Raw genomic sequence first — 23456 nt, forward strand, 5'->3', positions numbered from 1 at the left:
GAGTGCCAGTTAGCATGAGGGTGACCCCAAGGGCAGGGTCAACAGGATTGTGCCGTGCGGTCCTGCCGTCGTGTCGGATTTTCGTGGAGTTCGTTAGAGGTGGCCTGGCATCGCATTGCATCTGCCCTGCGAGCAACGATCTCTAAGGATTGGCAATGCGCTTCTCGAGCCATCGGGTGAAGAGCGAGATTGGATAGCAGTAGGTGAAGAAAATAACCAGCGTCGCCAGATAGGTGAGGACGGTGAAGCTCGACCTCGCTACTGTGCTGCTTGCTACCTGCGCGGTGTCGATCAGATCGTGGATGCCGACCAGCGATGACAAGGCGGTGCCCATCGTGATGATGGCATAGACGTTCATCCATGGCGGCAACATGCGGCGCACGCATTGTGGCAGCACGATATGCCGCAGAATCTGCGCGCGCGAGAATGCCAGTGACCCGGCGGCTTCCCATTGCGTGGTCGGTATCGATGCAACCGCGCCGCGAAATACCTCGGCGATGTTGGCGCTTGCGGGCAGCGCGAGCGCGAGCGTCACCTTCAGCCAGTCCGGAAACGGCAGCGTCTTGCCGAATAAGGTGAACTCGAACGGAAAGACATAAGTCGTGAAATAGACGAGCACCAGCCACGGCGCATTGCGAAAAGCCTGAACCCAGAATCGTGCGATGCGTCCCGGCAGCGAGGGCGCGAGTCCGAGCGCGCCAATCGCAAGACCGAGGACCGAGCCGATCGCAACCGCGCCGACGCTGATCAGTACGTTCAACGCGAAGCCATGCACGAGCGCGGGTGTCCACTCGACGAAGCGCGCGAGCGTTTCGCCTCGCGAGCTCGAGTCTGGTGCGAAGGTCCATAGCAGCGCGCCGACGATCAGCACGCCGAGCGCGGCGGCGATGCCAGGGGCAGGTCCGCGTACACCCGTGATGCGGCGTGCATGCCCGTCGTGCCGCGATTCGATATCGGAAAAGGGCGATGCAGCCGATCTAGGCGCCATAACCGGGAATCCATAAACGTCGTTCGAGCCAGCGCCCCGCAAGGCTGACCAGCCATGTCAGCAAACCAAAGAACAGCAGAATGACGATCATCAACGCGAGCACGTTGTCGCGCTGCGTCCAGATCATGATCGACTGATAAGTGACGTCGCCTACGGCAATCGCCGATGCAAGCGCCGTCGCCTTGACCAGTTCGACGAAGTTGTTCACGAGCGCCGGCAATGCCGTGCGAAGCGCCAGCGGCAATTCGATGCGCCAGAAGCGCGCCCTGCGATCGAAGCCGAGCGAGGCCGCACCTTCGAGCGTTTGCACGGGCAGCGCGTCGAAGCCCGCGCGCAACGCTTCCGCATGAAACGCGCCCTTGTGCAGCGACAACACCAGCACGACCCAGAAGAACGGCTTGAACGGGTTGTCGATGTGGCTTTCGCGCAGCCATTGCGTGATCAGCATGTTCAGCACGAGAAACGCACAGTACATCTGAACGAGCGTCGGTGTATTGCGCGTGAGCTCGACGAAGGCGCGCGCCGGCGCCGCGATCCATGCATGGCGATGACGCAGCGCGATGAGCAGCAGCAAGCCCGCGAGCGCGCTCCCGAACATCGTCGCGATGACCAGTTCGATGCTCACCACGATCCCCTGCAGAAACGGCACGCGCTCGTAGGCGTCCAGCAGAAAGCGATAGTCGAGGCCGGCACGCGCGGCAGCGTCGATGAAAGCATGAAGCGAGACGGCCATGCTCACTGCTCAGCAGGCAATTGGTGATGCCACTCGGCCAGCGCCGGCGAAGGCGGCGTCAGGCCGTTTTTCGCTTCATCGTCGATCAACCAGCCCGTGCGATGCCAGTCGCGCACGATCGCGTCGAGCTTCGCTGCCGTGTCCTTTTCGCCTTGCCGTACCCAGATCACCGACGGCGCGGGCTCGAGTTCCGGTTGCAGCGTGCGGTAGTCACGCCATTCGGGATCACGCTGCTGTAGCGGATAAAGCAGCGGTGCGGCGTCATGCACGGCCGCGACGCAGCTGCCGCCGCGCAGCGCGAGCAGCGATTGGGACGAGCCGGGGAACGCACGCGGCACAGCACCGTATTTTTCGACCACAGGCCGGATATAACTACTGCCCTGTGAAATGCACACGGGCTTGCCGCGCAGGTCTTCCCACTTCGTAATGCCGCTCGATTTCGGCGTAATGGCCGTGCCGCCGACGCGGTAATACGGCGTTGGTACGTGATCGAGAATCTCGCCGCGCTGCGCGTTGAATTCCATGTTCGCAATCAGGATATCGACCTTGCCCTGCTGCAGGAACTGAACGCGTGTCGATGGTTGCACGGACACCAGTTGTACCTTCACGCCGAGGCGCTTGCCGATATCGTTGGCGAGATCGACGTTCATGCCGCGCGGCTGCTGGGTTTGCGGATCGAGCGAGCCGAATGGGCTGCCGCCAATCAGCACGCCGACCGCGATTTCATGGCGCGAATTGATCTTGTCGAGCGTCTGGTCCGCGTGAACGGGTGTACTGACTGCCGTAGCGGAAAGGGCCGTAACCAGGGAGAGAGCCGCGAATCGTTTGTTATATGCCGCTTTGCTGGATGTCATGAGCGATCGGATAAATGAAAGGAATGGGCGCATGCGTCGTGGCAGTGAATGCGCCACTGCGACGGCATACGCTATGCCAATCCCGATGCGCAGCAAACGAAATGAATCTGCTAAGCAAAGTACACAGACGTTAAAGCGCGGCGCCGAATGCCGAGGCGTGGTTTTCGTACACATAGCAGATCGCTGCATATGGTTTCGCCTATTCGTTGGTTAGCGAATGACGTTGGCGTTTCTAGAATGATCGGCTGCTGAGTGGGCGTTCGACGTCGATGCGTTGGTTCGGCCAATCAGCATTGACGACAGGACGGCGATGACACCACTCATTGTTTCGGCGCGTGCAGCGCGTATCGGCCTCGCGCTCAACGCGGCGGTTGTCGCGGAGCACATGCATGACAGCTTCGACAAAGACGCATCGCGCACACTCGCTACGGAGGCCGTATGAACCGCATTGCCATCGACGAACAGGCAGCGCTCGCCAAGTTACGCGGCGCGGAATACGCGCTGCTCGCGCTGCGCGACGTGCGCCTCGCCTACGGCAACACGGCCGTGCTCAATGGCATCGATCTGTCCGTCCGACGCGGGCAGGCCGTGTCGATCATCGGCCCATCAGGTTCGGGCAAGTCGACGATCTTGCGCTGTGTCAACGGACTGGTTGCGCCTCAAAGCGGTGAGATTCACGTCGATGGCATCGACGTGCGCGCGCAGAGAACAGACGCGCAACGCATCGCGCTGCGCAAGCGAATCGGTTTTGTGTTCCAGCAATACAACCTGTTTCCGCATCTAAACGTGGTGGAGAACCTGATCATCGCGCCGATGCGCGTGCTCGGGCGCAGCCGCGTGGAAGCCGAGAGCGACGCGCACGCGCTGCTCGCGAAGGTACGTCTCGCCGATAAGGCGAAGGCCTATCCGGGCGCGCTGTCGGGCGGACAGCAGCAGCGTGTCGCGATTGCGCGAACGCTGGCGATGCGGCCCGACCTGATCCTGTTCGACGAAGTGACGTCGGCGCTCGATCCCGAAACGGTCGGCGAAGTGCTGAACGTGATCGGTGAACTGGCCGACGAAGGGCAGACCTGTGTGCTTGTCACGCACGAAATGCGCTTTGCTGAAGACATCAGCGACGAAGTGTTCTTCACGGAAGGCGGCGTAATCGTCGAGCACGGCAGCGCACGACAGCTCTTTCACGATCCCATCCACGAGCGAACCAGACTCTTTCTGCAGCGCGCCCGCGGCGAGGACCGCACAGGCCGCGCGCGGCGGCGCGTGCAAGACGACGCGTGAATTTTTAACGATCAATCATCCTCACGACCATGAGCACAATCACGAACGAAACGATCGGTGCCGTCGCCTCGCAACGCCGCGAAGCGGTGCAGACACTGCTTGCCGATGCGCGCAAGATCATTGAAGAGAAGGGCGTCACGCGCGATGCGCTCGCCGCGATTAGCACGCGGCTGCTGGAACTCGCGACGCAGCGCACGCTGTTCGATGCCACCGATTTCCCGCCGCCGCAGCGCGACAGCGGTGACACGTCGACGCGCTACCGGCTCAATCCCGGCGAAGACGGCTTTGCGCTGTATCTGAATTCACTGCTGCCGGGCAAGACAACGATTCCGCACAACCACGACACGTGGGCCGTGATCGCCGCCATCGATGGCGCGGAGCTAAACCGTATCTACCGGCGCACGGACGATGGCCGCGACCCTGAGCGCGCGCAACTCGAACTGTCGCATGAAGTGGTCGTGCGGCCCGGCGTTCCGATCGCGTTTCTGCCGGACGATATCCACAGCATTCACGTCGGCGGTGCGGAACCGACGCTGCATTTCCATCTATATGGCCGTCCGCTCGACACGTTGACGGGCCGGCTCGGTTTCGAACCCGGCACGGGCGCCGTCGTGCGTTACAACGCGACGCACATGCAACGCGCGACGCAGGCGGTCGGCTGATGGCGGCAACGGACGACCATTTGCTGACCCGCGTTCTGCGCGCCGGCGCGCCAGCGTTCGAAGGCGGCGCGGCGCCCGTCAACGTGCCCGTCGTGCGCACGAGTACGGTGCGTTTCGAGAGCGACGCGGCTCGCGTCGAGCTGCAGCATCGGCGCGAAGCGGGCGAATCTGTCGGCACGTATGGACGGCACGGCATGGCGACGCATCGCGCGCTCGAAGCCGCAATAGGCGAACTGGAAGGCGCAAGTGAAGTGCTGCTCGCGCCTTCCGGTTTGTCGGCGATTACGCTGGTGTTTATCGCGCTGTTGTCGCCGGGCGATCATGTAGTGGTGCAGGACAGTGTCTATGGACCAGTGCGCGAGCGCGCCGAGCCGCTGCTTACACGGCTCGGCGTGTCGTTCAGCTATTTCAGCGCGAGCGAAGGCGTGCCCGCAGCGCACGTCAGACCGAACACGCGGCTGATCTACGCGGAGTCGCCATCGTCGTTCTTTTATGAAGTGGTCGATCTGCCCGCGCTTGCCGCGTTTGCGCGCGAGCGCGGCATCCTGCTCGCGGCTGACAATACGTGGGGCGCGGGGCTGCTGTATCGGCCGCTTGCGCTCGGCGCGGATATCTCGGTGCAGGCCACGACGAAATACCTCGGCGGGCATTCTGATCTGATGCAGGGCACGGTATCGACGGCCAATGCGGCGCTCGCCCGTAAGCTGCGCGATACACACGACGCACTCGGCCTGAGCGTCGGCGCGGACGATGCCTATCTCGCGCTGCGCGGCATCCGCACGCTCGCGGTGCGCCTCGCGCAGCATGGCCGCAATGCGCTCGAAGTCGCGCAGTATTTGCAGACGGAGCGCCATGCGGTTACGCGCGTGTTTCATCCCGCGTTGCCTGACGATCGCGGTCACGCACTCTGGCGTCGCGATTTTGCGGGTGCCAATGGGCTGGTTTCGTTTGCGTTGCACCACGCGGATCACGACAAGGCGCGTGCGTTCATCGATGCGCTGCGTTTGTTCGGCATTGGCGCGTCGTGGGGCGGCTACGAAAGCCTTGCATTGATCGCACCACCGTCGCGTGTGCGTGAACACAGCTACTGGCGTGGCAGCGAGCCCGTCGTGCGCCTGCATGTCGGCCTCGAAGATCCTGCGGATCTGATTGATGATCTGAAGCAGGCGTTTCGCCGCGTCGTGCAATAGACGCGCTCACTCTCACTTCATTGCCTCTACTCCGAATGACAGACAGTTTTTCGCTGATACCTGCGACCACCGTGCGCGAATGGCTGAACGACGGCGATGAGCTCGCGCTTTTCGATGTGCGCGAAGCCGGCGAGTTCGGCGAAGGTCATCCGTTCTTCGCGATTCCGCTGCCGTATAGCAGGCTGGAACTCGACGTCAGCCGGCTCGCGCCGCGCCGCAATGTACGCGTCGTTTTGCTCGACGATGGCGTGAACGACGAAGCGATTGCGCGGCGCGCAGCGCGGCGACTGCATGCGTTGGGCTATACGCGGGTTTTTGTGTTGCAAGGTGGCGCCCCCGGATGGTCCGCCGCGGGTTACACGCTTTTCAAAGGCGTGAATCTGCCGTCGAAAACCTTTGGCGAGCTGGTCGAGCATGCGTACGAGACGCCGCGTGTTTCGGCGGCGGAACTCGCGCGTTTGCAGGCCGAAGGCAAGCCGCTCGTGCTGCTCGACGGCCGCACGGTCGAAGAACACAGGAAGATGACGATACCGGGCGCGGTGAGTTGTCCAAACGGTGAACTGGCGTACCGTATCGGCGCACTTGCGGGCGATCCCGATATCCCCGTCGTCATTCATTGCGCGGGTCGGACGCGCAGCATTATCGGTGCGCAGTTGCTGCGCAGCTTCGGTTTGCCGAATCGCGTTGTCGCGCTGGAAAACGGCACGCAAGGCTGGGCGCTTGCGGGCCTCACGCTCGAGCATGGCAGCGTGCGACGTTATCCCGATACGGTCGATGAACGCGCATTGGCCGCCGCGCGTGATCGTGCTTCCAGACTGGCGGAGCGCTTCTCGCTGAAAACGCTCGACGCAAAGCGCGCGCAGGCATGGCTCGATGCGACGGATCGCACAACCTATCTTCTCGATATACGCAGCGCCGACGAGTTCGCGCGTGACGGCGTGCGAGCTGCCGTACACGCGCCGGGCGGCCAGCTCCTTCAGGCGACCGATCAGACGATCGGCGTGCGCAATGCGCGTGTGCTGCTGGTCGATCACGACGGCGTGCGCGCGCCTGTCATCGCCACATGGCTTGTGCAACTCGGCATCGAAACGGCGCTCGTTCCAGCGCAAGAGGCGAATGCATTGCATCGCGCCGTTGTTGAAACACAAGGCATAGCAGAAGGCCTGATCGATGCGAACGAACTGCGCACGCTGCGAGGCACCCGCGGCTTGCATCTGATCGATCTGCGCTCCAGCGCGGCGCATCGCGGCGGCCATCCAGAAGGCGCGCGCTGGTCGATTCGTCCGAGGTTGCCCGACACGCTGGAGAGTGCGGCGCGATCCGATCGCATCGTGCTATTCGCGGATTCGAATGAACTGGCCGCGCTCGCGGCGCTCGATCTGCGCGAAGCCGGTTTCACAAGCGTATCGATCGCGGAGGCAGGCCTCGACACCTTCAAACAGGCAGGCTATCCACTCGAAGCCTCGCAGGCGTCGCCGCCGGACAGCGAACGCATCGACTATCTGTTCTTCGTCCACGACCGGCACGAAGGCAATCTCGATGCCGCGCGCGCCTATCTGGCATGGGAAACCGGCCTCATCGCGCAGTGCGCGCCGGACGAACTCCAACACTTCCGCATCGATGCGTCATCGTCGGGTGCGGATCTTCATCGCGAACTGACTCGTTCATGATCGACCGTCTTTCGAAGCGTGTGTTGCGCGCAACCACGTGTTTGTCCGCCGTCGTCGCATGCGTCGCATCGCCAGGCACCGCGCATGCGGACGCCACGCTGGAGCGCATCAAGGCGCGCGGCACGCTGATCGTCGGCGTCGTGCTCGACGGCACCTACGGCACGCTCGATCCCGCGACGCGCAAGCCCATCGGCTACAACGTCGAGCTGGGCGAAAGTCTCGCGAGCCATCTCGGCGTGAAGTTCGAAGCGATTGAAGTGACGCCGCCGAACCGCGTGCAGTTCCTGCAGCAAGGCAAGGTGGATGCGCTGATCGCCAGCATGCAGTACACGAAGGAGCGCGACGAAATACTCAGCTACGTGCCGACCCCTTTCGAAGAGATTGGCGGCAGCGCGATGGTGCATAAGGACGCGGGCATCCACGACTGGAAGGATCTGCGCGACAAACCCGTCTGCGTCTCGCAAGGCAGCAACTACACGAAGCCGCTGATCGAGCAATACGGTGCGCAGGTCAAGGCATTCAAGGGCATGCCCGAAGCGCTGCTCGCGCTGCGCGGCGGAACGTGCGTCGCATCGGTTCACGTGACGCCAGGCATCGAGGCGCGTCTTGCGAACCCATCGGGTGAATGGAAGGACTATGAATCACCGATGCCGACGCAGCTGATTCCGTCGCCTTCCGTGATCTGGGTGCGCAAAGGACAGACCGATACCGTTGCCGCCTTCGACAAGATCGTGAAGGACTGGCATCGCAGCGGCTTTCTGATCGACGAAGGCAACAAGTGGCATATGCCGCCGTCGCAACGGTTGCAGGAATGGCACCGGCAATACGCCGCCAACAAGGAAAACTGACCCATGACACAGACTGCCGATCTGGACCGCGATGCACGCCGTACGCTCGATCTGCTCGGACCCGCGCCCGACAACTGGGTGCCGGACCGGCCAGGCGTCGATCACAACGTGTTTATCGTCGGCGCGGGGCAGACGGGCTGTGCGTTCGCGTTTGCGCTGCGGCGCGCGGGCATTGGCCGCGTCAGCGTGATCGATGCGGCGGCGGATGCAGCGAAGGCGGGCGTATGGCTCAACCGTGCGCGCATGAACAAGCTGCGTACGCCGAAAACGCTTGTCGGCCCTGAAGGCGGCTTGCCGGGTTTGAGTTTTCGCGCGTGGTACGAAGCGCGTTTCGGCGTGGCGTCGTATCAGGACATCGACCGCATTCCGCGAGAGCGCTGGGCCGAATACCTCGCGTGGTATCGCGAGTTTCTTGAGATTCCGGTTCGCTACGGCACGCGTCTCGTGCGGATCGAACCGAAGGGCACGCATTTCGCGCTCCATCTCGAAGTGGACGGCGTCGCGCGTGTCGAAACGGCGCGCAAGGTGCTGCTGTGCAATGGCGTCGCGGGCAATGGCGGCGCGTTCGTGCCGGGGGTGCTCAAGAGCTTGCCGGCGCAGCTTGTCGCGCATACGTCCGACGCCATCGATTTCGCGGCGTTGCGCGGCAAGTCGGTTGCCGTGCTGGGCAGCGCGGCCTCTGCGTTCGATGCCGCCGCGACTGCGCTCGAAGCGGGCGCAGCGGACGTGCATCTGTTCGCGCGCCGTACGACGTTGGCGGCCACGCCGGTATCACGTGCGCGCGCCTATCCGGGCGCATACGACAACTACTTCGATCTGCCCGATGCGTTGCGTTGGGCGCAGGCGCTGCGCTTCAAACGCTCGGGTTCGACGGCGCCGCCGGATTCGATCGAACGCGTGACGCGCTTCGAGAACTTCCATCTGCATCTCGGCGCGCAGTGGGAAACCGCGCGTGAAGCGGCGGGGCAGATTGCGGCTGCCGTGTCCGGCGAGACGTTTCGCTTCGACTTCGCCATTGCGGGAACCGGCTATTTCATCGATCCTGCCGCGCGTCCCGAGCTGGCCAGCTTCGCGTCGCACATCCTGTTGTGGCGCGACCAGTTCATACCGTCCAGCAACGAGGCGGACGACGGGCTCGGCGCGCATCCGTATCTCGGCCACGCGCTCGAATACAAGGAGAAGGTCCCGGGCGATGCGCCGTATCTGAAGGACATTCATGTGTACAACCCTGCGGGATTCGTCAGCGCGGGCGTGCCAGTCGGCGATGTGCCGAGCATGAAGCGCGATATTCCCGCCGTGGTTCGCCGCATCAGCCGTGACCTGTTTCTCGGCGATATCGATTCGCACGCGCAACGGCTCGCCGCTGACGTACCTCCCGAGTTCGACGAGTCTCTGTATGCGGCAAGTTTGTGGGGCAGGGAAACGTCGAGCGCATGACGCTGGGGGTGTCGCACGGCAACGAGAAGGGGCTTCGCAGAGACGCCTCTTTTTGCTTTGGCGCGGCTCGCGAACGGGCGCCTGCTCTGCTTAACGCGCGATACGAATGGGCGGCGAATAAGCGCTAACCGTCGTATCGCCACTCCCACCCGTTTGCGACGTACCTTTCGTGTCGCCACCAAAGCCCGCTTCGTCCGTGGCGGCTGAATGACCCGGTGTGCGAAGGCTCTGTGGCGAGGGGCTGCCCTGATCGGTGGCTACGGGCGCCGTGCTTACCGGCGATTGAGTCACCGGTTGACTCGCCTGCGCGTAGCTAGACAGCGGAGTGGCGAAGATCGCCGCAATGGCGAATGCTTGAACGGTCGATTTCATCGTTGGGTAGTGACGTTGGTGATAGACGGACACGATTGCCCACAGCGTGAGCGCAAGTGTATGAAGCGACACGCGAGCGATAAAGATGCACGTGCCGACATCAGTGTTCGGATGAAGTGAAAAATCGTCGCGATTGATTTCATCGATTCCGGCGATCAGGTGCTGACTGCCATGTCCATCTCATCGGAATAGACCTCGTCAGCGGGGAGCGGTGATTGGGTTGCGACCACACGGTCGTCAAGGGTCCTGCCAATCGGCGGACGGTTACGCGCGAATGCAAGCGGCGACTGTGCGCAAATTTCCGCCACCCATTCGACAAATACGCGGACCTTTGGCGCGAGATGCCGGTTGTGAGGATAGACGGCAGACAGCGGCATGGAGCGGACTTTCCACGGCGCGAGTATTTCCTTGAGATCGCCCGCTTCGATATGCGATGCAAGCATGAACAACGGCGCCTGAATGATGCCGGCACCGTTGACGCCGCACATGACATAAGCGTCCGCATCGTTGACGGCCAGGCCGCCATTCATTTTCATGTCCCTGCTTTCGCCATTCACGTCGAAGTTCAAGCCCAGGGTTCGACCGGTACGGCTCGAAAAATAGTGTACTGCGACGTGTTGCTCGAGTTCTTCGAGTGAGCGAGGTTCGCCGTAGCGAGCAAGGTAGGCGGGACTGGCGGCAGTGATCGTCGACAGGGCGCCGAGCCGCCGTGCGACCAGCGTGGAATCGTCCAGATTGCCAACCCGGAGCGCGCAGTCGACCCCTTCCTGAATCAGGTCCACTTGCCTGTCTCCGAATCCCAGCATGAGTTCGACGTGCGGGTGCCGCTCGCGAAATTCCTCGAGGCGCGGCATCACGATCAGGCGCCCCAGCGAACCGGGCATGTCCACTCGGAGTTTGCCCCGAGGGCCTTTGACGACATTGGCGAGGCTGTCCTCGATCTCGTCGATGTCGGCCAGCACCCGCACGCAGCGTTCGTAATATCCCGCGCCTTCGGGCGTCAGATTCAGGCGGCGCGTGGTTCGCTGCATCAGGCGCGTGTGCAGATTCGCTTCCAGATTCTTGATGATGGTGGTGGCCGACGCACGCGGAATGTCCAGAGCGTCCGCCGCGCGAGCGAAGCTGTTCATCTCGACGACCTTGGTGAAGACCTTCATCGCCAGGAGCTTGTCCATATTCCCTTACCTCACACAAATCAGCTGCAACTCGCTTTCGGACGCGGCAGGGCGGGAGAGACCGGTGATTCTTCGGCTGCCGTGAATAGTGTTCTGGATTATAACCATTTATCTGTTTTTCGTCTTCGGACAGAATTGCTCGCATCGAAACATCCGGGAAGGCGCAGGCCTGCAGGCTATGTCAATCAATGTCGAACAGGCGATCGAAATTCAGAACGTGGATCTGGACGGCCACGCACAGGCCATCCGCTTGCGTACCTATCGTCCTCCAGGCAGGCGCGACGTGTTGCCTGTCATATTTTTCTTTCACGGCGGCGGATTCGTTAAAGGAACGCCCGAGCAGTCGGATCCAATGTGCTCGCAGATCGCGCTTCAGGTGCATGCGCTGGTGGTCTCGGTGGGTTACTCGCTGGCGCCGGCATTTCCGTTCCCTACCGCGCTCCATGACGGATTCCTCGCTGCGCAGTGGGTCGTCACCCATGCGCGCGCGCTTCATGCTGACGCGAAGCGAATGGCTGTTGCCGGGCACGACGCAGGCGGCAATCTGGCGACAGGTCTCGCGGCGATGGTCCGTGACCGGGCTTCTTTTCGTTTTCGCGCCCAGGCGCTGCTTGCGCCGCTGCTCGATCCAAGTATGACGCGCTTCCCTGATCTGGATGATGAGGTAACGCTAGATATGTGCGCCGAGGAGTGCGCTTCGGGCTATCGGGCCTATCTGCCGTTGGCGTCGCTGAGGCTTCATCCCTATGCCGCGCCGATCGAGTCCCTACGTCTGGCGGGGCTGCCTGCCGCATTCATCGCAAGCGCGGAAAACGACCTGATGCACGTGGAGGCAGAGCGGTACGCAGCCGGGCTGATTGCAGCGGGCGTGCCCACGACTGTCACACGCTACCGCGGCGTCGCGCACTACGAACTGGCGTCACGACAGGACGTCACCGCTGACGTGGCCGCCTTCTTCAGCAAAGAACTTGGCTCCGCGCCGAAGCGTTCCTGATTCATGTAACCAGTAAATGGGAGTTTAAAAATGCCGTCAAAGCGTAGGCTGGTTGCCGCCAGCGCGGTCTTCCTGGTCGTTGTCGCGGGTACTGCCGCGACCTATCACGTGCGCGGCAGCGCGCCCCTGAGCGAGGCTGCTGCTGCTGCAGCGCCGCCGGCTGCGGACGTGGATGTCGCGCCCGTGGTCTCGCAGACCATCACCGACTATCAGGCCTACTCGGGCCGTATCGAGGCCATCAACAACGTGGAGATCCGGCCGCTCGTCTCCGGAACGATCGTCGCCGTCCACTTCCACGACGGAGCGATGGTCAGAAAGGGCGACCTGCTCGTCACGATCGACCCGCGTCCGTATCAGGCGGAGGTCGACCGGGCAGCCGCGCAACTGGCTTCGGCGGAGTCCCGCAACGGTTATGCGACGGCGGACTGGGCTCGCGCGCAAAGGCTGCTGACGGACAACGCCATCGCCAAACGCGACTACGACCAGGCGCAGAACGCCAATCGCGAAGCAGTGGCAGCCGTGAAGGCGGCGAAAGCCGCGCTTGAAGCGGCGCAGATCAATCTGGGCTACACCGCCATCACGGCGCCCGTGTCGGGACGCGTATCCCGCGCGGAACTGACGGTTGGCAACATCGTTTCGCCGGGAGCCACTGCGCCTGTGCTGACAACGCTGGTGTCGACGTCGCCCATCTATGCATCGTTCGACGTCGACGAGCAGACGTACCTGCGCTTTCTCAGTCGCGACTCAAAAGTGACGGTACCCGTCTCCGTCGGACTCGCCAACGAGACGGGCTATTCGCGTCAGGGCGTGATCGATTCCGTGGACAACCGGCTCGACACCAGTTCCGGGACGATTCGCGTGCGCGCGCGTTTCGACAATGAGGACGGCGTGCTGGTCCCGGGTCTTTACGTCCGGGCTCGCGTGGGCGGCGGTGTGCCGCATCAGGCCGTGCTGGTCAACGACGCAGCCATTCAGACCGATCAGGACAAGAAGTTCGTGCTGCTGGTGGATACGGAGAACAAGGTCCGATACCGCGAAGTGAAGCTGGGCGACCAGCATCAGGGTTTGCGTGTCATCACGGGTGGTCTGCAGCCGGGAGACCGCGTCGTCGTGAACGGCATTCAGCGCGTTCGTCCGGGCGATCCCGTCAAGCCCAACCCGGTGCAGATGTCGGGCGGCACCGCCTCTACGACAAGGGCGTCCTGAGTGCGCGCATCGCGCCTTGCCCTTCACGCCTAGCCAGAGAATGTCATGAACCTCTCCAAGTTTTTTATCGAACGCCCGATATTTGCGGCTGTCCTGTCAGCAATGATCCTGCTGGCGGGGCTGATCTCGATGGTCAATCTGCCCATCTCCGAATATCCCGGCGTGGTCCCTCCGTCCGTCGTGGTGACGGCGCAATACCCCGGCGCCAATCCGAAGGTGATTGCCGAAACGGTGGCTTCGCCGCTCGAAGAACAGATCAACGGTGTTGAAAACATGCTGTACATGCAGTCGCAAGCGAATAGCGACGGCACGCTCACAACGACGATCACGTTCAAGCTCGGCACGAATCCCGACCTCGCGCAGCAGCAGGTGGAGACGCGTGTGAACCAGGCGCTGCCGCGCTTGCCCGAGGACGTGCAACGCCTCGGCGTCACGACGATCAAGTCGTCGCCGACGCTCACGATGGTTGTCCACCTTGTTTCCCCGAGCGAGAAATACAACAGCACGTATCTGCGCAACTATGCACTGATCAACGTTCGCGACCGGCTCGAGCGTATTCCCGGTGTTGGCCAGGTCACGCTGTGGGGCTCCGGCGACTATTCGATGCGCGTGTGGCTCGATCCGCAGAAGGTGGCCGAGCACAACATGACGGCCAACGATGTCGTAACGGCAATCCGCGACCAGAACCTTCAGGTGGCGGCCGGCCAGGTGGGTGCGTCTCCGTCGACTCCCGATGCGCCGCTGCAACTCAACGTGAATGCACAGGGCAGACTCGAAACCGAAGACGAATTCCGTGACATCGTCCTGAAGACATCGCCCGATGGCGCGGTGACGCGGCTCAAGGACGTCGCGCGCGTTGAAATGGGGGCATCCGAATACGCACGCCGTTCGCTGCTGAATAACAAATCAGCGGTTGCGATGGCGATTTTCGAGTTGCCGGGAGCGAACTCGCTGGACATTTCGGAACACGTTCGCGAGGCGATGAAGCAACTCCAGGCCGACATGCCGGAAGGCGTGAAGTACGACATCGTCTATGACCCGACGCAGTTCGTGCGTTCGAGTATTCATGCCGTGATTCACACCTTGCTGGAAGCCATCGCGCTGGTCGTGCTGGTGGTCATCGTGTTCCTGCAAACGTGGCGCGCGTCGATCATCCCGCTGCTCGCCGTACCCGTCTCGATTGTCGGCACGTTCTCGCTGTTGCTTGCGTTCGGTTTCTCGATCAATGCGCTGTCGCTGTTCGGCATGGTACTGGCAATCGGCATCGTGGTCGACGACGCGATCGTGGTGGTCGAGAACGTCGAACGCAACATCTCTACAGGCCTGACTCCGAAGGAGGCGACCCATCAGGCGATGCAGGAGGTCAGCGGGCCGATTATCGCCATTGCCCTGACGCTGATTGCCGTGTTCGTGCCGCTCGCCTTCATGAACGGCTTGACGGGCCAGTTCTACAAGCAGTTCGCGATGACCATTGCCATTTCGACGGTCATTTCCGCGTTCAACTCGCTGACGCTTTCGCCCGCTCTTGCCGCGCTGTTGCTCAAAGGACATCACGACCCGAAGGATTGGCTCACGCGTGCAATGGATCGGGTGTTCGGTCCGTTCTTCAACGCGTTCAACAAGGTCTTTCATCGCGGCTCCGAATCGTATAGCCGCGGCGTATCGAAGGTCGTCAACCGCAAGGTGGTTATTCTCGCGATCTATGCCGTGTTGCTGGGGCTGACCGTGCTCATGAGCAAGGTCGTGCCGGGTGGATTCGTTCCCGTTCAGGACAAGCAGTACCTGGTCGCCATCGTGCAGTTGCCCAACGGCGCGTCGCTCGACCGCACGGAAGATGTGGTGCGCGAAGTCGGGGAGATCGCGCTGAAGACGCCCGGCGTCGAATCGGCCGTGCAGTTTCCCGGCTTGTCGATCAACGGCTTTACCAACTCGTCGAGTTCGGCCGTCATCTTCTTTGGTGAAACGCCCTTCGAAGAGCGTGAGGGCAAGTCGATGAACGGGCTGAGCATTGCCGCCGAACTGAACAAGCGGCTGTCCGGCATCAAGGGGGCATTCGTCGCGGTGTTTCCGCCGCCGCCCGTTCTCGGTCTGGGCACGCTGGGTGGCTTCAAGCTTCAGATCGAAGACCAGCAGGCCCAGGGCTATACCGCGCTCAACAACGCGACCCAGTCGTTTCTGAAAGAGGCAGCGAAGACACCTGAACTCGGCCCGGCGTTCTCGACGTACCAGATCAACGTGCCGCAAGTGAATGTCGCCGTTGACCGCGTGAAGGCCAAGCAATTGGGTATCTCCGTGAACGACATTTTCACCACGATGCAGGTGTATCTCGGTTCGTTCTATGTGAATGACTTCAACCGTTTCGGCCGTGTCTATCAGGTGCGCGTGCAGGCGGATGCGCCATTCCGCGCGCACATGGACGACATCGGATTGCTGAAGACGCGTAACGACAAGGGGGAGATGGTGCCGCTGTCGACCCTCGTGAAAGTCACGCCAACCTACGGTCCTGACTCGGTGGTCCGCTACAACGGCTATACGGCTGCGGATATCAACGGTGGTCCCGCACCGGGCTATTCGTCGGGGCAGGCTCAGGCCGCCATCGAAAAAGTCGCCGCCAAAACCTTGCCGCGAGGGATGAAGTTCGAGTGGACCGATCTGACGTATCAGCAGATTCTTGCGGGCAATGCGGCGCTCTGGGTGTTTCCGATCAGCGTTCTGCTCGTCTACATGGTGTTGGCCGCGATGTATGAAAGCCTCACGTTGCCACTCGCCATTCTGATGATAGTACCGATGAGCGTGCTGTCCGCGCTGCTCGGCGTCTGGTTGACTCACGGCGACAACAACATCTTCACGCAGATCGGCCTCATGGTGCTGGTCGGGTTGTCCGCGAAGAATGCGATTCTGATTGTCGAATTCGCCCGGGAACTGGAAATGGAAGGGCGCTCGATCGTGCAGGCTGCGATCGAAGCAAGCCGGCTGCGTTTGCGCCCGATCCTGATGACGTCCTTCGCGTTCATCATGGGTGTGGTGCCGCTGGTCGTGTCGAGCGGCGCGGGTTCGGAGATGCGTCACGCGATCGGTATCGCTGTGTTCTTTGGGATGCTGGGCGTCACGCTGTTCGGCTTGCTGCTGACACCCGTCTTTTATGTCGTTCTGCGAAAGCTCGACAGGAAAGAGCACATCGTGGACAAACACGGACATCACCCGCACGTTCGCGGTGTCGATGCTTCCGTCGAAGCGTGAGGATCATCATGTCGAACAATAGAGTGAAGGTTGCGCTCTGGAGCTCGTTGACGCTGTTGAGCGCGGCCCTTCTGACGGCGGGTTGCTCGCTGGCGCCCGAGTACAAGGTGCCTGCTTCCGCGGCCTCCGCGGCTTTCAAGGAAGCGCCCGTCACGACGGCTACGGCGGCAGCGGAAGGGCAGGCGGGCACGTGGAAAATCGCGCAACCGTCCGACCAGATTCCGCGCGGGAAGTGGTGGGTGATCTTCGATGATCCAGCGCTCAACGATCTCGAAGAACAGGCGCTCGCTGCCAACCAGAACCTCGCTGCGGCAGCGGCGCGGCTCAAGGAAGCGCGCGCGCTCCAGCAGGCCACCCGCGCCGGCCTGTTTCCGACTATCGACGCAGGCTTTGGACCCACCCGGGAAAAGGTCTCGCCCGCTTCGCAGTTGCAGCCGGACGGTGGGAATATTCCGGCACAGACCTTGTGGCGCGCTCAGGCGACCGCGAGTTATGAAGTGGACCTGTTCGGACGCGTCTCCGACGCGGTGCGGGCGAGTCGCGCAGAGAGCGAGCAATCGGAGGCGCTGTTGCGCTCGGTTCAGCTTTCGTTGCAGGCGGATGTAGCCGCGAACTACTTCAAGGTCCGCGAACTGGACGCGGAACTGCAGGTCTACGCGCAGAACGTGTCGCTTCGCGAGCAGGCGCTGAAACTGGTGCAGTCGAAGTTCGGTGCGGGTGACATCGCTGAACTCGATGTCGCCCGCGCCAAAGCCGAACTGGCAACGGCACGTTCCGATGCGATGACGGCAGAGAGACAACGGGCGACGGCTGAACACAGTCTCGCTGTTCTTCTGGGCAAGGCGCCGTCCGAGTTCTCGATGGCGTCGAACCCGCTGCGGCCCGTGCAGATTCGCATTCCGCCAGGCTTGCCTTCCGCGCTGCTCGAGCGGCGGCCCGATATTGCGGCCGCCGAGCGGGCGATGGCGGCGGCAAATGCACGCGTTGGCGTGGCGAAAGCGGCGTATTTCCCTGCGCTGAACATCACGGGTGCAGCAGGATTCGAGTCCGCGACGCTGGCAGACCTGTTCAAATGGTCCAGCCGGGCGTTCATTCTCGGACCGCTGGCGGGCACCGCGCTGACCGTGCCGATCTTCGATGGAGGCCGTCGCGCAGGGAATCTCGCGAACGCGCGGGCCGTGTTCGACGAAGACGTGGCGAAGTATCGTCAGCAGGTGTTACAGGCCTTCGAGGAGGTCGAAGACAACCTGTCGGACTTACGGATTCTCGAACAGCAGGTCCAGACGCAGGATGAGGCTGTGCAGGCGTCGACGCGGGCGGCGACGATCTCGCGCACGCAGTACCGGGAAGGCGCCGTCAACTATCTCGATGTGATCGACGCCGAACGCACAGTGCTTCAGTCGCAAACGACGGCCGTGCAGCTGACCGGTCTTCAGGCGACGGCGACCGTCAATCTCGTTCGCGCGCTGGGTGGTGGGTGGGGTGGTGACGTTACCGTTGGTTCCACTGATACCGGACGGGCGGAGTAACGCCCGGTCAGGCAGCCGCTTGCTGAATCTGTCGGACGATCAGTCGACAGTGAAGCGCGGGCGGTCTGGATGAAAAAAGCGGCGAGCACACCTTGGGTGATGCTCGCCGCTTCTTCCGCTTTCCGTTATTTTGCGGCGCGTTTCGGCGACAGTAGTTCGAGTATCTGGCTCAACGCGCCATCGAGAATCTGCTTCGATAGCTTGGGGTCCGTCACGGCGCGCGACAGTGCAACCGCGCCGACACACGCGCTCATGATGAGATGTGCTTCGGCACGCTTGTCCGCGCTGTCTTCAGTCGGTATGGCTTTTGCGATCAACTCGGCCATGCGTTTGACTCGGGCCGTATAGGCCTCGCGCGCGTCGTCCGTGCTACGGCTCATATCATTCACGAGCGTTGAAACGGGACAACTATTCGACACCTCGTCACGATGCGTATCAGAGAGGTACATGCGCATCGCTTGCCGGGGTGACGTGACCATCGCCGCTTCCCAAGGCTCGACGTCGCGCAGCGCATGCTCGAAAGCCTCGGCGATGAGTTCGTCACGGGAAGCGAAATGCCGGTAAAAACCCCCTACGGTCAGGCCCGCATCTTTCATCAGGTCAGCGATGCTGATGCCGTCCAGCCCTTGCTCGCGGAAGCGTTTGGCAGCGGCATCGACGATGCGTTGATGGGTGGCGATCTTGTCAGCTTGCGAATGTCCCACGTCTTCGGCTCCCACGGATCAAGAGGATTATTATAATCCTGATTGGTTTGCGTTGGGGGTTGCCGGTCTCTCTCGAATTGCCAGCGCGCTGAAGGCCCAGCCTGTTCGCGCCTCAGACGTTGTCTTCCACCAGCAGCGCACGAAGTCATCATTCAATGAGACGCGGCGAAATCGTCGATCGTTGCAGCGGGAGATAGCGCGAACGATGCCCGCATATCTCGCGCCTCATCTGCCGGCGAGCGGCCAAAAAACCGCTTGAATTCGCGGCTGAACTGCGAAGGACTTTCGTAACCGACCCGCGCCGACGCGGAGGCGGCCGTCAAGCCGTCGCGAATCATCAGCAGGCGCGCCTGATGCAGACGTGTCGACTTGATGTATTGAATCGGAGAGGTCAGGGTGACGGTTCTGAAATTGACATGAAACGCGGGAACGCTCATCCCCGCTTCTTCCGCGAGACTACTCACATCGAGTGACTGCGCATAGTCGGTGTGAATTCGCCGCAGCGCTTTCGCCACTCTGCCGAAACGGCCCTGATGCGCGAGCGCAGCTCTCATCGCTGCGCCTCGTTCCCCGATCAATACCCGGTAACAGATTTCCCGCACGATGGCCGGCCCCAGCACCTCGGCGTCCAGCGGCGAGCTTACGGCCTGAAGCAGGCGCAAGGTCGCTTCGGCCAGGTCTCCCTCTAGCGGCGTCGATACGATCCCAAGCGGTGTGCCTTGCTGATGACGTCCGGAACGATCGATCATCAGAATCAGGTCGGTCAGTTCGATCAGATCGAGACGCAACGTCACGGCCAGCATCGGCTCGGCCTCGCTCGCTTCCGTTTCAGTCGAAAACGGCAGCGGCACGGACAGGATCAGATAGTGCTGGGCGTCGTACACGTACACCTCTTCGCCCAGAAAGCCCAACTTGCGCCCCTGACACACGATCACGATGCTGGGCTCGTACAGCACGGGCGTACGCCCCAGCGGCCGGTTGGACCGCATGAACCGCACCCCTTCGAGCGCGGACTGGGTGTACCCCTCGTTCGGCGCCAGACGCTGAAGCAGGCTCACCATTTTTGCGGAAACAGCGTTGCGGGCAGCCGTCACGAGGACTCCTCCTTCACCGGATCGGGTGCAGGAATTCTACTGGATACGATCGACTGCCCGCACTCACTTCGATAGGAATAGGCAATACCGCAATTGTCGCGTGTATTCGCGCGCAGGTGCCCGGCTCATAAGATGGGTCATCGGCTGGACGGTGCGGCCGAAGCGACCCGGAGACGCCGCCGCGATTGCCCTGCCGCTCTGTGCGCGGACTTCGCAGCCTCTCTCTCGGACAAACCTGCACAGATTGTCGGAACGGAGAACGCAACATGACGACGCAATCCAACCCATCCAAAGTCATCCTCATCACTGGAGCAAGCAGCGGTATCGGCGAAGCGGCCGTCCGGCTGCTTGCCGCCCAGGGGCACCACCTCGTGATCGGCGCGCGGCGCACGGAACGACTCGCGGCGCTGGCCGAAGAAGTTGAGGCGAGCGGCGGCTCGGTTCGCTATCAGGCGCTCGACGTCACTTCCGCCGCCAGCGTGAGCGCTTTCGCCCAGTTCGCGCTGGACACCTTCGGCCGCATCGACGTGATCGTCAACAACGCCGGCGTGATGCCGTTGTCGCCCTTGAGCGCGACAAAAGTGGACGAATGGGATCGCATGATCGATGTGAACATCCGCGGCGTGCTGCACGGCATTGCTGCCGTGCTGCCGGCCATGGAGCGCCAGGGGTTTGGCCAGATCATCAATATTTCGTCGATCGGCGGCCTGTCCGTCTCGCCGACGGCGGCCGTGTACTGCGCAACCAAGTTCGCCGTACGCGCCATCTCGGACGGCCTGCGGCAGGAAACCGACAAGGTGCGCGTGACCGTGATCTGCCCAGGCGTCGTGGAGTCCGAGCTGGCCGACTCGATTTCCGACGATACCGCGCGGGCAGCCATGCGCGACTTCCGCCGCATCGCACTGACGTCGGACGCGATCGCGCGATCGATCGCCTATGCGATCGAACAGCCGGCCGATGTCGATGTCAGCGAAATCGTCGTGCGTCCGACGGCGAGCCCTTTCTAACCGTCTTCATCTCCAGGAAAAATCACCATGACTTCACATGCTTCCGCCGACCAGCCGTTCGCCGGCAAGGTCGCTATCGTCACCGGCGCAGCAAGCGGCATCGGACTGGCCACCACCGAGCTGCTGCACGCGCAAGGCGCCAGCGTGATTGCTGTCGGGCGCGGCGCCAACGTCGAAGCGTTGGCGCGTCCGGGGATCGTCCCGCTCATCGCGGACGTCGCGCATGAGGCAAGCGCGGTGCGCGCTGTCGCCACTGCGATGGAACGCTTCGGCAAGCTCGACATCCTGGTCAACAACGCCGCGATCATCATCAACAAGCCGGTCATCGAGATGACGCTCGACGACTGGAACGGCATTCAGGCGGTCAATTCCACGGGTGCGTTTCTGTTCTCGCGCGAGGCAATGCGCGCGATGATGCCGGCGAAGAAGGGTTCCATCGTCAACGTGGGTTCCTATGCGTGCTATCAGGCGTTTCCGCTTATCGCGGCCTATGCGGCGTCCAAAGGTGCGCTCGCCCAGTTGACGCGCGCCATGTCGCTCGAGGCGATCGATCATGGCATTCGTGTCAATGCGGTGGGGTCCGGCGATGCCGTAACGAACATCACGAACCACATCCACGAGGATGGCCGTGCCTTCCTTGCCGAACACGGCAAGAATGCGCCCATCAAACGTGCAGCCGATCCGCGCGAAATTGCCGAAGTGATCGCCTTTCTGGCGTCCGAGAAGGCCAGCTATATGGTCGGCGCGGTTGTGATGGCGGATGGCGGCATGAGCGTGGCACTCAAGTAAGGATTCGGTCGAATTTTTCGAATCGTCGACTTCATTTAAATTCGTAGTACATATTTATCAAGGAAACTATCATGAGCAATTCCGCGAAAATCTGGTTCGTTACGGGTGCATCGAAAGGTGTCGGACAACGACTCGTGCGGCAACTCATCGCGCGTGGCGATCGCGTCGCCGCGACCTCGCGAACCGTGGCGTCGCTGACAGAAGCAATCGGGCCGGCCTCCGGTCAGTTTCTTCCGCTGCAAGTGGATCTGACCGATGACGAGAGCGTGCGCTCGGCCATCGCGCAAACCATCGGGACCTTCGGCAAGATCGATGTGATCGTCAATAACGCCGGATACGCCCAACAGGGAACCGTCGAAGCGCTCTCGGATGAGGAGCTTCGACAAAACTTCGAAGTCAACCTGTTCGCGCCGCTGACTGTACTGCGACACGCGCTCCCGCATCTGCGCAAGCAGCGTGGCGGGCATATCGTCAACATTGCGTCGATCGTCGGTTATCAGGGCGGTTACGCTGGCTGGGGCAGCTACGTGGCGAGCAAGTTCGCGCTCGCCGGCCTGACCGAATCGCTGGCGGCCGAGGTGGCCGAGTTCGGCATCAAGGCGACGGTGGTGTATCCCGGGCCCGTGCGTACGGAGTTTTTGTCGAGCGGCGCGCTGGCGGTGGCCGAGCGCCAGATTGATGAATACACGCAAGCCAAGGCGTCGCTCGATCTGCACCTGGGCACGCTGCACGGTCATCAGGCCGGCGACCCGGAAAAACTGGCCATGTTGATCATGCAGGCCGTGGATGTTGCCGAACCACCGTTGCACCTGTTCGCCGGCAAGATCGCCAACGAACTGGCAGCGCAGAAAGCCGCGGCGGTCCAACGCGACCTTGATGCGTGGAAAGGCTCATCCGAAGCAACGGACTTTGACGAGTAACTGCAAAACCGTGCGGCGCCCAGCGATGGGCGCCGCACGCCTAATGTGATGACGACGGGCTTTCACATGATGATGCGACACGAGCCGGCCCTGATCGGCCTGGTGCTTTCGACCGCGACGACGGCTACGCTTTAGCCCGCTTTCGCGCTGTTCGCGTAGCCACAGGCTTCTGAACCAGCTCACATTGCTCTATCACGCTCTGGAGATGATCCGGGCCCGCCGTGATGGCACTAAGCAGTGTCGTCACCACGAAGTCGATCAGCTTGGGTATCGCCACTTTGGTGTCCGCGCGCGGTGCGCGGTTCGACAGGATCAGCGTGGCGAGACCATGCTCCATACTCCACGCGGCATGGGTCACGAGCTTGAGATCGGACTGAGCCCAACCACTTTCGATAGCCAGCGCCTCGATCGTCTCGGAAAACAACCCAAAGGACCGGTTACTTTCCTCGGTGAGTTCCGGATACGCTTGATGCGCCGCGATGCGAGGCCCGATCATCAGACTGAACAGCCCATTGTGGTGCTGCGCAAACTCGATGTACACCCGCATCATCCGGTACGCTTTGGCAAGCGCCGTATCCTCGCTGTCACGGATCGCAACGCGCAGCGCAGCGAGGTCGCGATAACCGCTTGCCGCGATCGTGGCCAGCAATTCGTCGATGCCGGCAAAGTGCCGCGAGGGCGCGGCTTCCGATACGCCCACCATGCGCGCGAGATAACGAAGGCTCAGGTCTTGCGCCGATACCTCCATGAGCGCACTGCGCCCAGC

The 23456-nt window shown here is 62.2% G+C and carries 21 protein-coding genes; 14 read left to right on the plus strand and 7 right to left on the minus strand.

The features are described 5' to 3' along the window. Positions 1–142: 142 nt before the first annotated feature. From C2L65_RS18870 to C2L65_RS18880, 3 genes are read right to left on the minus strand one after another with little or no spacing between them, the layout of a single operon-like run. The gene (locus C2L65_RS18870; RefSeq protein WP_081920723.1) at positions 143–988 is read right to left on the minus strand and encodes an amino acid ABC transporter permease; all 846 of its coding nucleotides are present in this window, start codon (positions 986–988) and stop codon (positions 143–145) included. Then, positions 978–1721, minus strand: coding sequence for an amino acid ABC transporter permease (locus tag C2L65_RS18875; protein WP_042304602.1), 744 nt, complete (start codon positions 1719–1721; stop codon positions 978–980). Before C2L65_RS18875 ends, C2L65_RS18870 begins: the two co-directional genes overlap by 11 nt. A gap of 2 nt (positions 1722–1723) precedes the next feature. After that, positions 1724–2575, minus strand: a complete 852-nt coding sequence (locus C2L65_RS18880; RefSeq protein ID WP_042304601.1) for a transporter substrate-binding domain-containing protein — start codon at positions 2573–2575, stop codon at positions 1724–1726. Positions 2576–2885: 310 nt separating this feature from the next. On the opposite strand from C2L65_RS18880, the gene C2L65_RS47075 reads away from it, so the two are divergent. Genes C2L65_RS47075 through C2L65_RS18910 form a run of 7 tightly spaced genes read left to right on the plus strand, consistent with a single transcriptional unit; the run spans position 2886 to position 9660 of the window. Next, positions 2886–3017 carry a hypothetical protein gene (locus C2L65_RS47075; protein ID WP_255221854.1) on the plus strand — a complete coding sequence of 44 codons (132 nt, stop codon included), beginning with the start codon at positions 2886–2888 and terminating at the stop codon, positions 3015–3017. Then, on the plus strand, positions 3014–3853 hold the full coding sequence (locus C2L65_RS18885; protein ID WP_282560017.1) for an amino acid ABC transporter ATP-binding protein: 840 nt from the start codon (positions 3014–3016) through the stop codon (positions 3851–3853). Before C2L65_RS47075 ends, C2L65_RS18885 begins: the two co-directional genes overlap by 4 nt. Positions 3854–3882: 29 nt before the next feature. Then, positions 3883–4515 (plus strand): cysteine dioxygenase family protein, encoded by a 633-nt coding sequence (locus tag C2L65_RS18890; RefSeq protein WP_042304600.1) that lies wholly within the window; start codon positions 3883–3885, stop codon positions 4513–4515. Continuing rightward, positions 4515–5705 (plus strand): cystathionine beta-lyase, encoded by a 1191-nt coding sequence (gene metC, locus C2L65_RS18895; protein ID WP_042304599.1) that lies wholly within the window; start codon positions 4515–4517, stop codon positions 5703–5705. Before C2L65_RS18890 ends, metC begins: the two co-directional genes overlap by 1 nt. 35 nt (positions 5706–5740) lie before the next feature. Then, positions 5741–7375 (plus strand): rhodanese-like domain-containing protein, encoded by a 1635-nt coding sequence (locus C2L65_RS18900; RefSeq protein ID WP_042304598.1) that lies wholly within the window; start codon positions 5741–5743, stop codon positions 7373–7375. Continuing rightward, the gene (locus tag C2L65_RS18905; RefSeq protein ID WP_081920722.1) at positions 7372–8223 is read left to right on the plus strand and encodes a transporter substrate-binding domain-containing protein; all 852 of its coding nucleotides are present in this window, start codon (positions 7372–7374) and stop codon (positions 8221–8223) included. The genes C2L65_RS18900 and C2L65_RS18905 overlap by 4 nt, the downstream gene beginning before the upstream one ends. A gap of 3 nt (positions 8224–8226) precedes the next feature. Continuing rightward, positions 8227–9660, plus strand: coding sequence for an NAD(P)-binding domain-containing protein (locus tag C2L65_RS18910; RefSeq protein ID WP_042304597.1), 1434 nt, complete (start codon positions 8227–8229; stop codon positions 9658–9660). A gap of 527 nt (positions 9661–10187) precedes the next feature. Here C2L65_RS18910 and C2L65_RS18920 read toward each other — a convergent pair. Continuing rightward, positions 10188–11207, minus strand: a complete 1020-nt coding sequence (locus C2L65_RS18920) for a LysR family transcriptional regulator (protein WP_042304596.1) — start codon at positions 11205–11207, stop codon at positions 10188–10190. 178 nt (positions 11208–11385) lie between these two features. On the opposite strand from C2L65_RS18920, the gene C2L65_RS18925 reads away from it, so the two are divergent. From C2L65_RS18925 to C2L65_RS18940, 4 genes are read left to right on the plus strand one after another with little or no spacing between them, the layout of a single operon-like run. Then, a complete protein-coding gene (locus C2L65_RS18925; RefSeq protein WP_052426769.1) occupies positions 11386–12201 on the plus strand; it encodes an alpha/beta hydrolase in 816 nt (271 codons plus the stop codon). Positions 12202–12231: 30 nt separating this feature from the next. Further along, positions 12232–13407, plus strand: a complete 1176-nt coding sequence (locus tag C2L65_RS18930; protein ID WP_042304595.1) for an efflux RND transporter periplasmic adaptor subunit — start codon at positions 12232–12234, stop codon at positions 13405–13407. A gap of 45 nt (positions 13408–13452) precedes the next feature. Then, positions 13453–16647 carry an efflux RND transporter permease subunit gene (locus tag C2L65_RS18935; RefSeq protein WP_042304594.1) on the plus strand — a complete coding sequence of 1065 codons (3195 nt, stop codon included), beginning with the start codon at positions 13453–13455 and terminating at the stop codon, positions 16645–16647. 8 nt (positions 16648–16655) lie between these two features. Then, positions 16656–18176, plus strand: a complete 1521-nt coding sequence (locus C2L65_RS18940; protein ID WP_042304593.1) for an efflux transporter outer membrane subunit — start codon at positions 16656–16658, stop codon at positions 18174–18176. A 125-nt stretch (positions 18177–18301) separates the two neighbouring features. Here C2L65_RS18940 and C2L65_RS18945 read toward each other — a convergent pair whose 3' ends face one another. Continuing rightward, positions 18302–18880 (minus strand): TetR/AcrR family transcriptional regulator, encoded by a 579-nt coding sequence (locus C2L65_RS18945; protein WP_042304752.1) that lies wholly within the window; start codon positions 18878–18880, stop codon positions 18302–18304. Positions 18881–19032: 152 nt separating this feature from the next. Further along, positions 19033–19941 (minus strand): AraC family transcriptional regulator, encoded by a 909-nt coding sequence (locus C2L65_RS18950; RefSeq protein ID WP_042304592.1) that lies wholly within the window; start codon positions 19939–19941, stop codon positions 19033–19035. A 299-nt stretch (positions 19942–20240) separates the two neighbouring features. Here C2L65_RS18950 and C2L65_RS18955 point away from each other — a divergent pair, with 299 nt between their 5' ends. The 3 genes from C2L65_RS18955 to C2L65_RS18965 all read left to right on the plus strand — a co-directional run bounded on the left by C2L65_RS18955 (position 20241) and on the right by C2L65_RS18965 (position 22690). Further along, the gene (locus C2L65_RS18955) at positions 20241–20981 is read left to right on the plus strand and encodes an SDR family oxidoreductase (protein ID WP_042304591.1); all 741 of its coding nucleotides are present in this window, start codon (positions 20241–20243) and stop codon (positions 20979–20981) included. Between the two features lie 27 nt (positions 20982–21008). Next, positions 21009–21770, plus strand: coding sequence for an SDR family NAD(P)-dependent oxidoreductase (locus C2L65_RS18960; RefSeq protein WP_042304590.1), 762 nt, complete (start codon positions 21009–21011; stop codon positions 21768–21770). Between the two features lie 71 nt (positions 21771–21841). Then, on the plus strand, positions 21842–22690 hold the full coding sequence (locus C2L65_RS18965; RefSeq protein WP_042304589.1) for an SDR family oxidoreductase: 849 nt from the start codon (positions 21842–21844) through the stop codon (positions 22688–22690). A 124-nt stretch (positions 22691–22814) separates the two neighbouring features. On the opposite strand, the gene C2L65_RS18970 is transcribed toward C2L65_RS18965, so the two are convergent. Next, positions 22815–23438 carry a TetR-like C-terminal domain-containing protein gene (locus tag C2L65_RS18970; RefSeq protein WP_233446578.1) on the minus strand — a complete coding sequence of 208 codons (624 nt, stop codon included), beginning with the start codon at positions 23436–23438 and terminating at the stop codon, positions 22815–22817. Positions 23439–23456 lie beyond the last annotated feature (18 nt).

This window comes from Paraburkholderia terrae, assembly GCF_002902925.1.
Taxonomy (GTDB): domain Bacteria; phylum Pseudomonadota; class Gammaproteobacteria; order Burkholderiales; family Burkholderiaceae; genus Paraburkholderia; species Paraburkholderia terrae.

Coding starts and splice junctions, on each gene's coding strand:
- C2L65_RS18870 (WP_081920723.1), bottom strand. CDS start 988: ATGGCGCCTAGATCGGCTGCATCGCCCTTTTCCGATATCGAATCGCGG.
- C2L65_RS18875 (WP_042304602.1), bottom strand. CDS start 1,721: ATGGCCGTCTCGCTTCATGCTTTCATCGACGCTGCCGCGCGTGCCGGC.
- C2L65_RS18880 (WP_042304601.1), bottom strand. CDS start 2,575: ATGACATCCAGCAAAGCGGCATATAACAAACGATTCGCGGCTCTCTCC.
- C2L65_RS47075 (WP_255221854.1), top strand. CDS start 2,886: ATGACACCACTCATTGTTTCGGCGCGTGCAGCGCGTATCGGCCTCGCG.
- C2L65_RS18885 (WP_282560017.1), top strand. CDS start 3,014: ATGAACCGCATTGCCATCGACGAACAGGCAGCGCTCGCCAAGTTACGC.
- C2L65_RS18890 (WP_042304600.1), top strand. CDS start 3,883: ATGAGCACAATCACGAACGAAACGATCGGTGCCGTCGCCTCGCAACGC.
- metC (WP_042304599.1), top strand. CDS start 4,515: ATGGCGGCAACGGACGACCATTTGCTGACCCGCGTTCTGCGCGCCGGC.
- C2L65_RS18900 (WP_042304598.1), top strand. CDS start 5,741: ATGACAGACAGTTTTTCGCTGATACCTGCGACCACCGTGCGCGAATGG.
- C2L65_RS18905 (WP_081920722.1), top strand. CDS start 7,372: ATGATCGACCGTCTTTCGAAGCGTGTGTTGCGCGCAACCACGTGTTTG.
- C2L65_RS18910 (WP_042304597.1), top strand. CDS start 8,227: ATGACACAGACTGCCGATCTGGACCGCGATGCACGCCGTACGCTCGAT.
- C2L65_RS18920 (WP_042304596.1), bottom strand. CDS start 11,207: ATGGACAAGCTCCTGGCGATGAAGGTCTTCACCAAGGTCGTCGAGATG.
- C2L65_RS18925 (WP_052426769.1), top strand. CDS start 11,386: ATGTCAATCAATGTCGAACAGGCGATCGAAATTCAGAACGTGGATCTG.
- C2L65_RS18930 (WP_042304595.1), top strand. CDS start 12,232: ATGCCGTCAAAGCGTAGGCTGGTTGCCGCCAGCGCGGTCTTCCTGGTC.
- C2L65_RS18935 (WP_042304594.1), top strand. CDS start 13,453: ATGAACCTCTCCAAGTTTTTTATCGAACGCCCGATATTTGCGGCTGTC.
- C2L65_RS18940 (WP_042304593.1), top strand. CDS start 16,656: ATGTCGAACAATAGAGTGAAGGTTGCGCTCTGGAGCTCGTTGACGCTG.
- C2L65_RS18950 (WP_042304592.1), bottom strand. CDS start 19,941: ATGGTGAGCCTGCTTCAGCGTCTGGCGCCGAACGAGGGGTACACCCAG.
- C2L65_RS18955 (WP_042304591.1), top strand. CDS start 20,241: ATGACGACGCAATCCAACCCATCCAAAGTCATCCTCATCACTGGAGCA.
- C2L65_RS18960 (WP_042304590.1), top strand. CDS start 21,009: ATGACTTCACATGCTTCCGCCGACCAGCCGTTCGCCGGCAAGGTCGCT.
- C2L65_RS18965 (WP_042304589.1), top strand. CDS start 21,842: ATGAGCAATTCCGCGAAAATCTGGTTCGTTACGGGTGCATCGAAAGGT.
- C2L65_RS18970 (WP_233446578.1), bottom strand. CDS start 23,438: ATGGAGGTATCGGCGCAAGACCTGAGCCTTCGTTATCTCGCGCGCATG.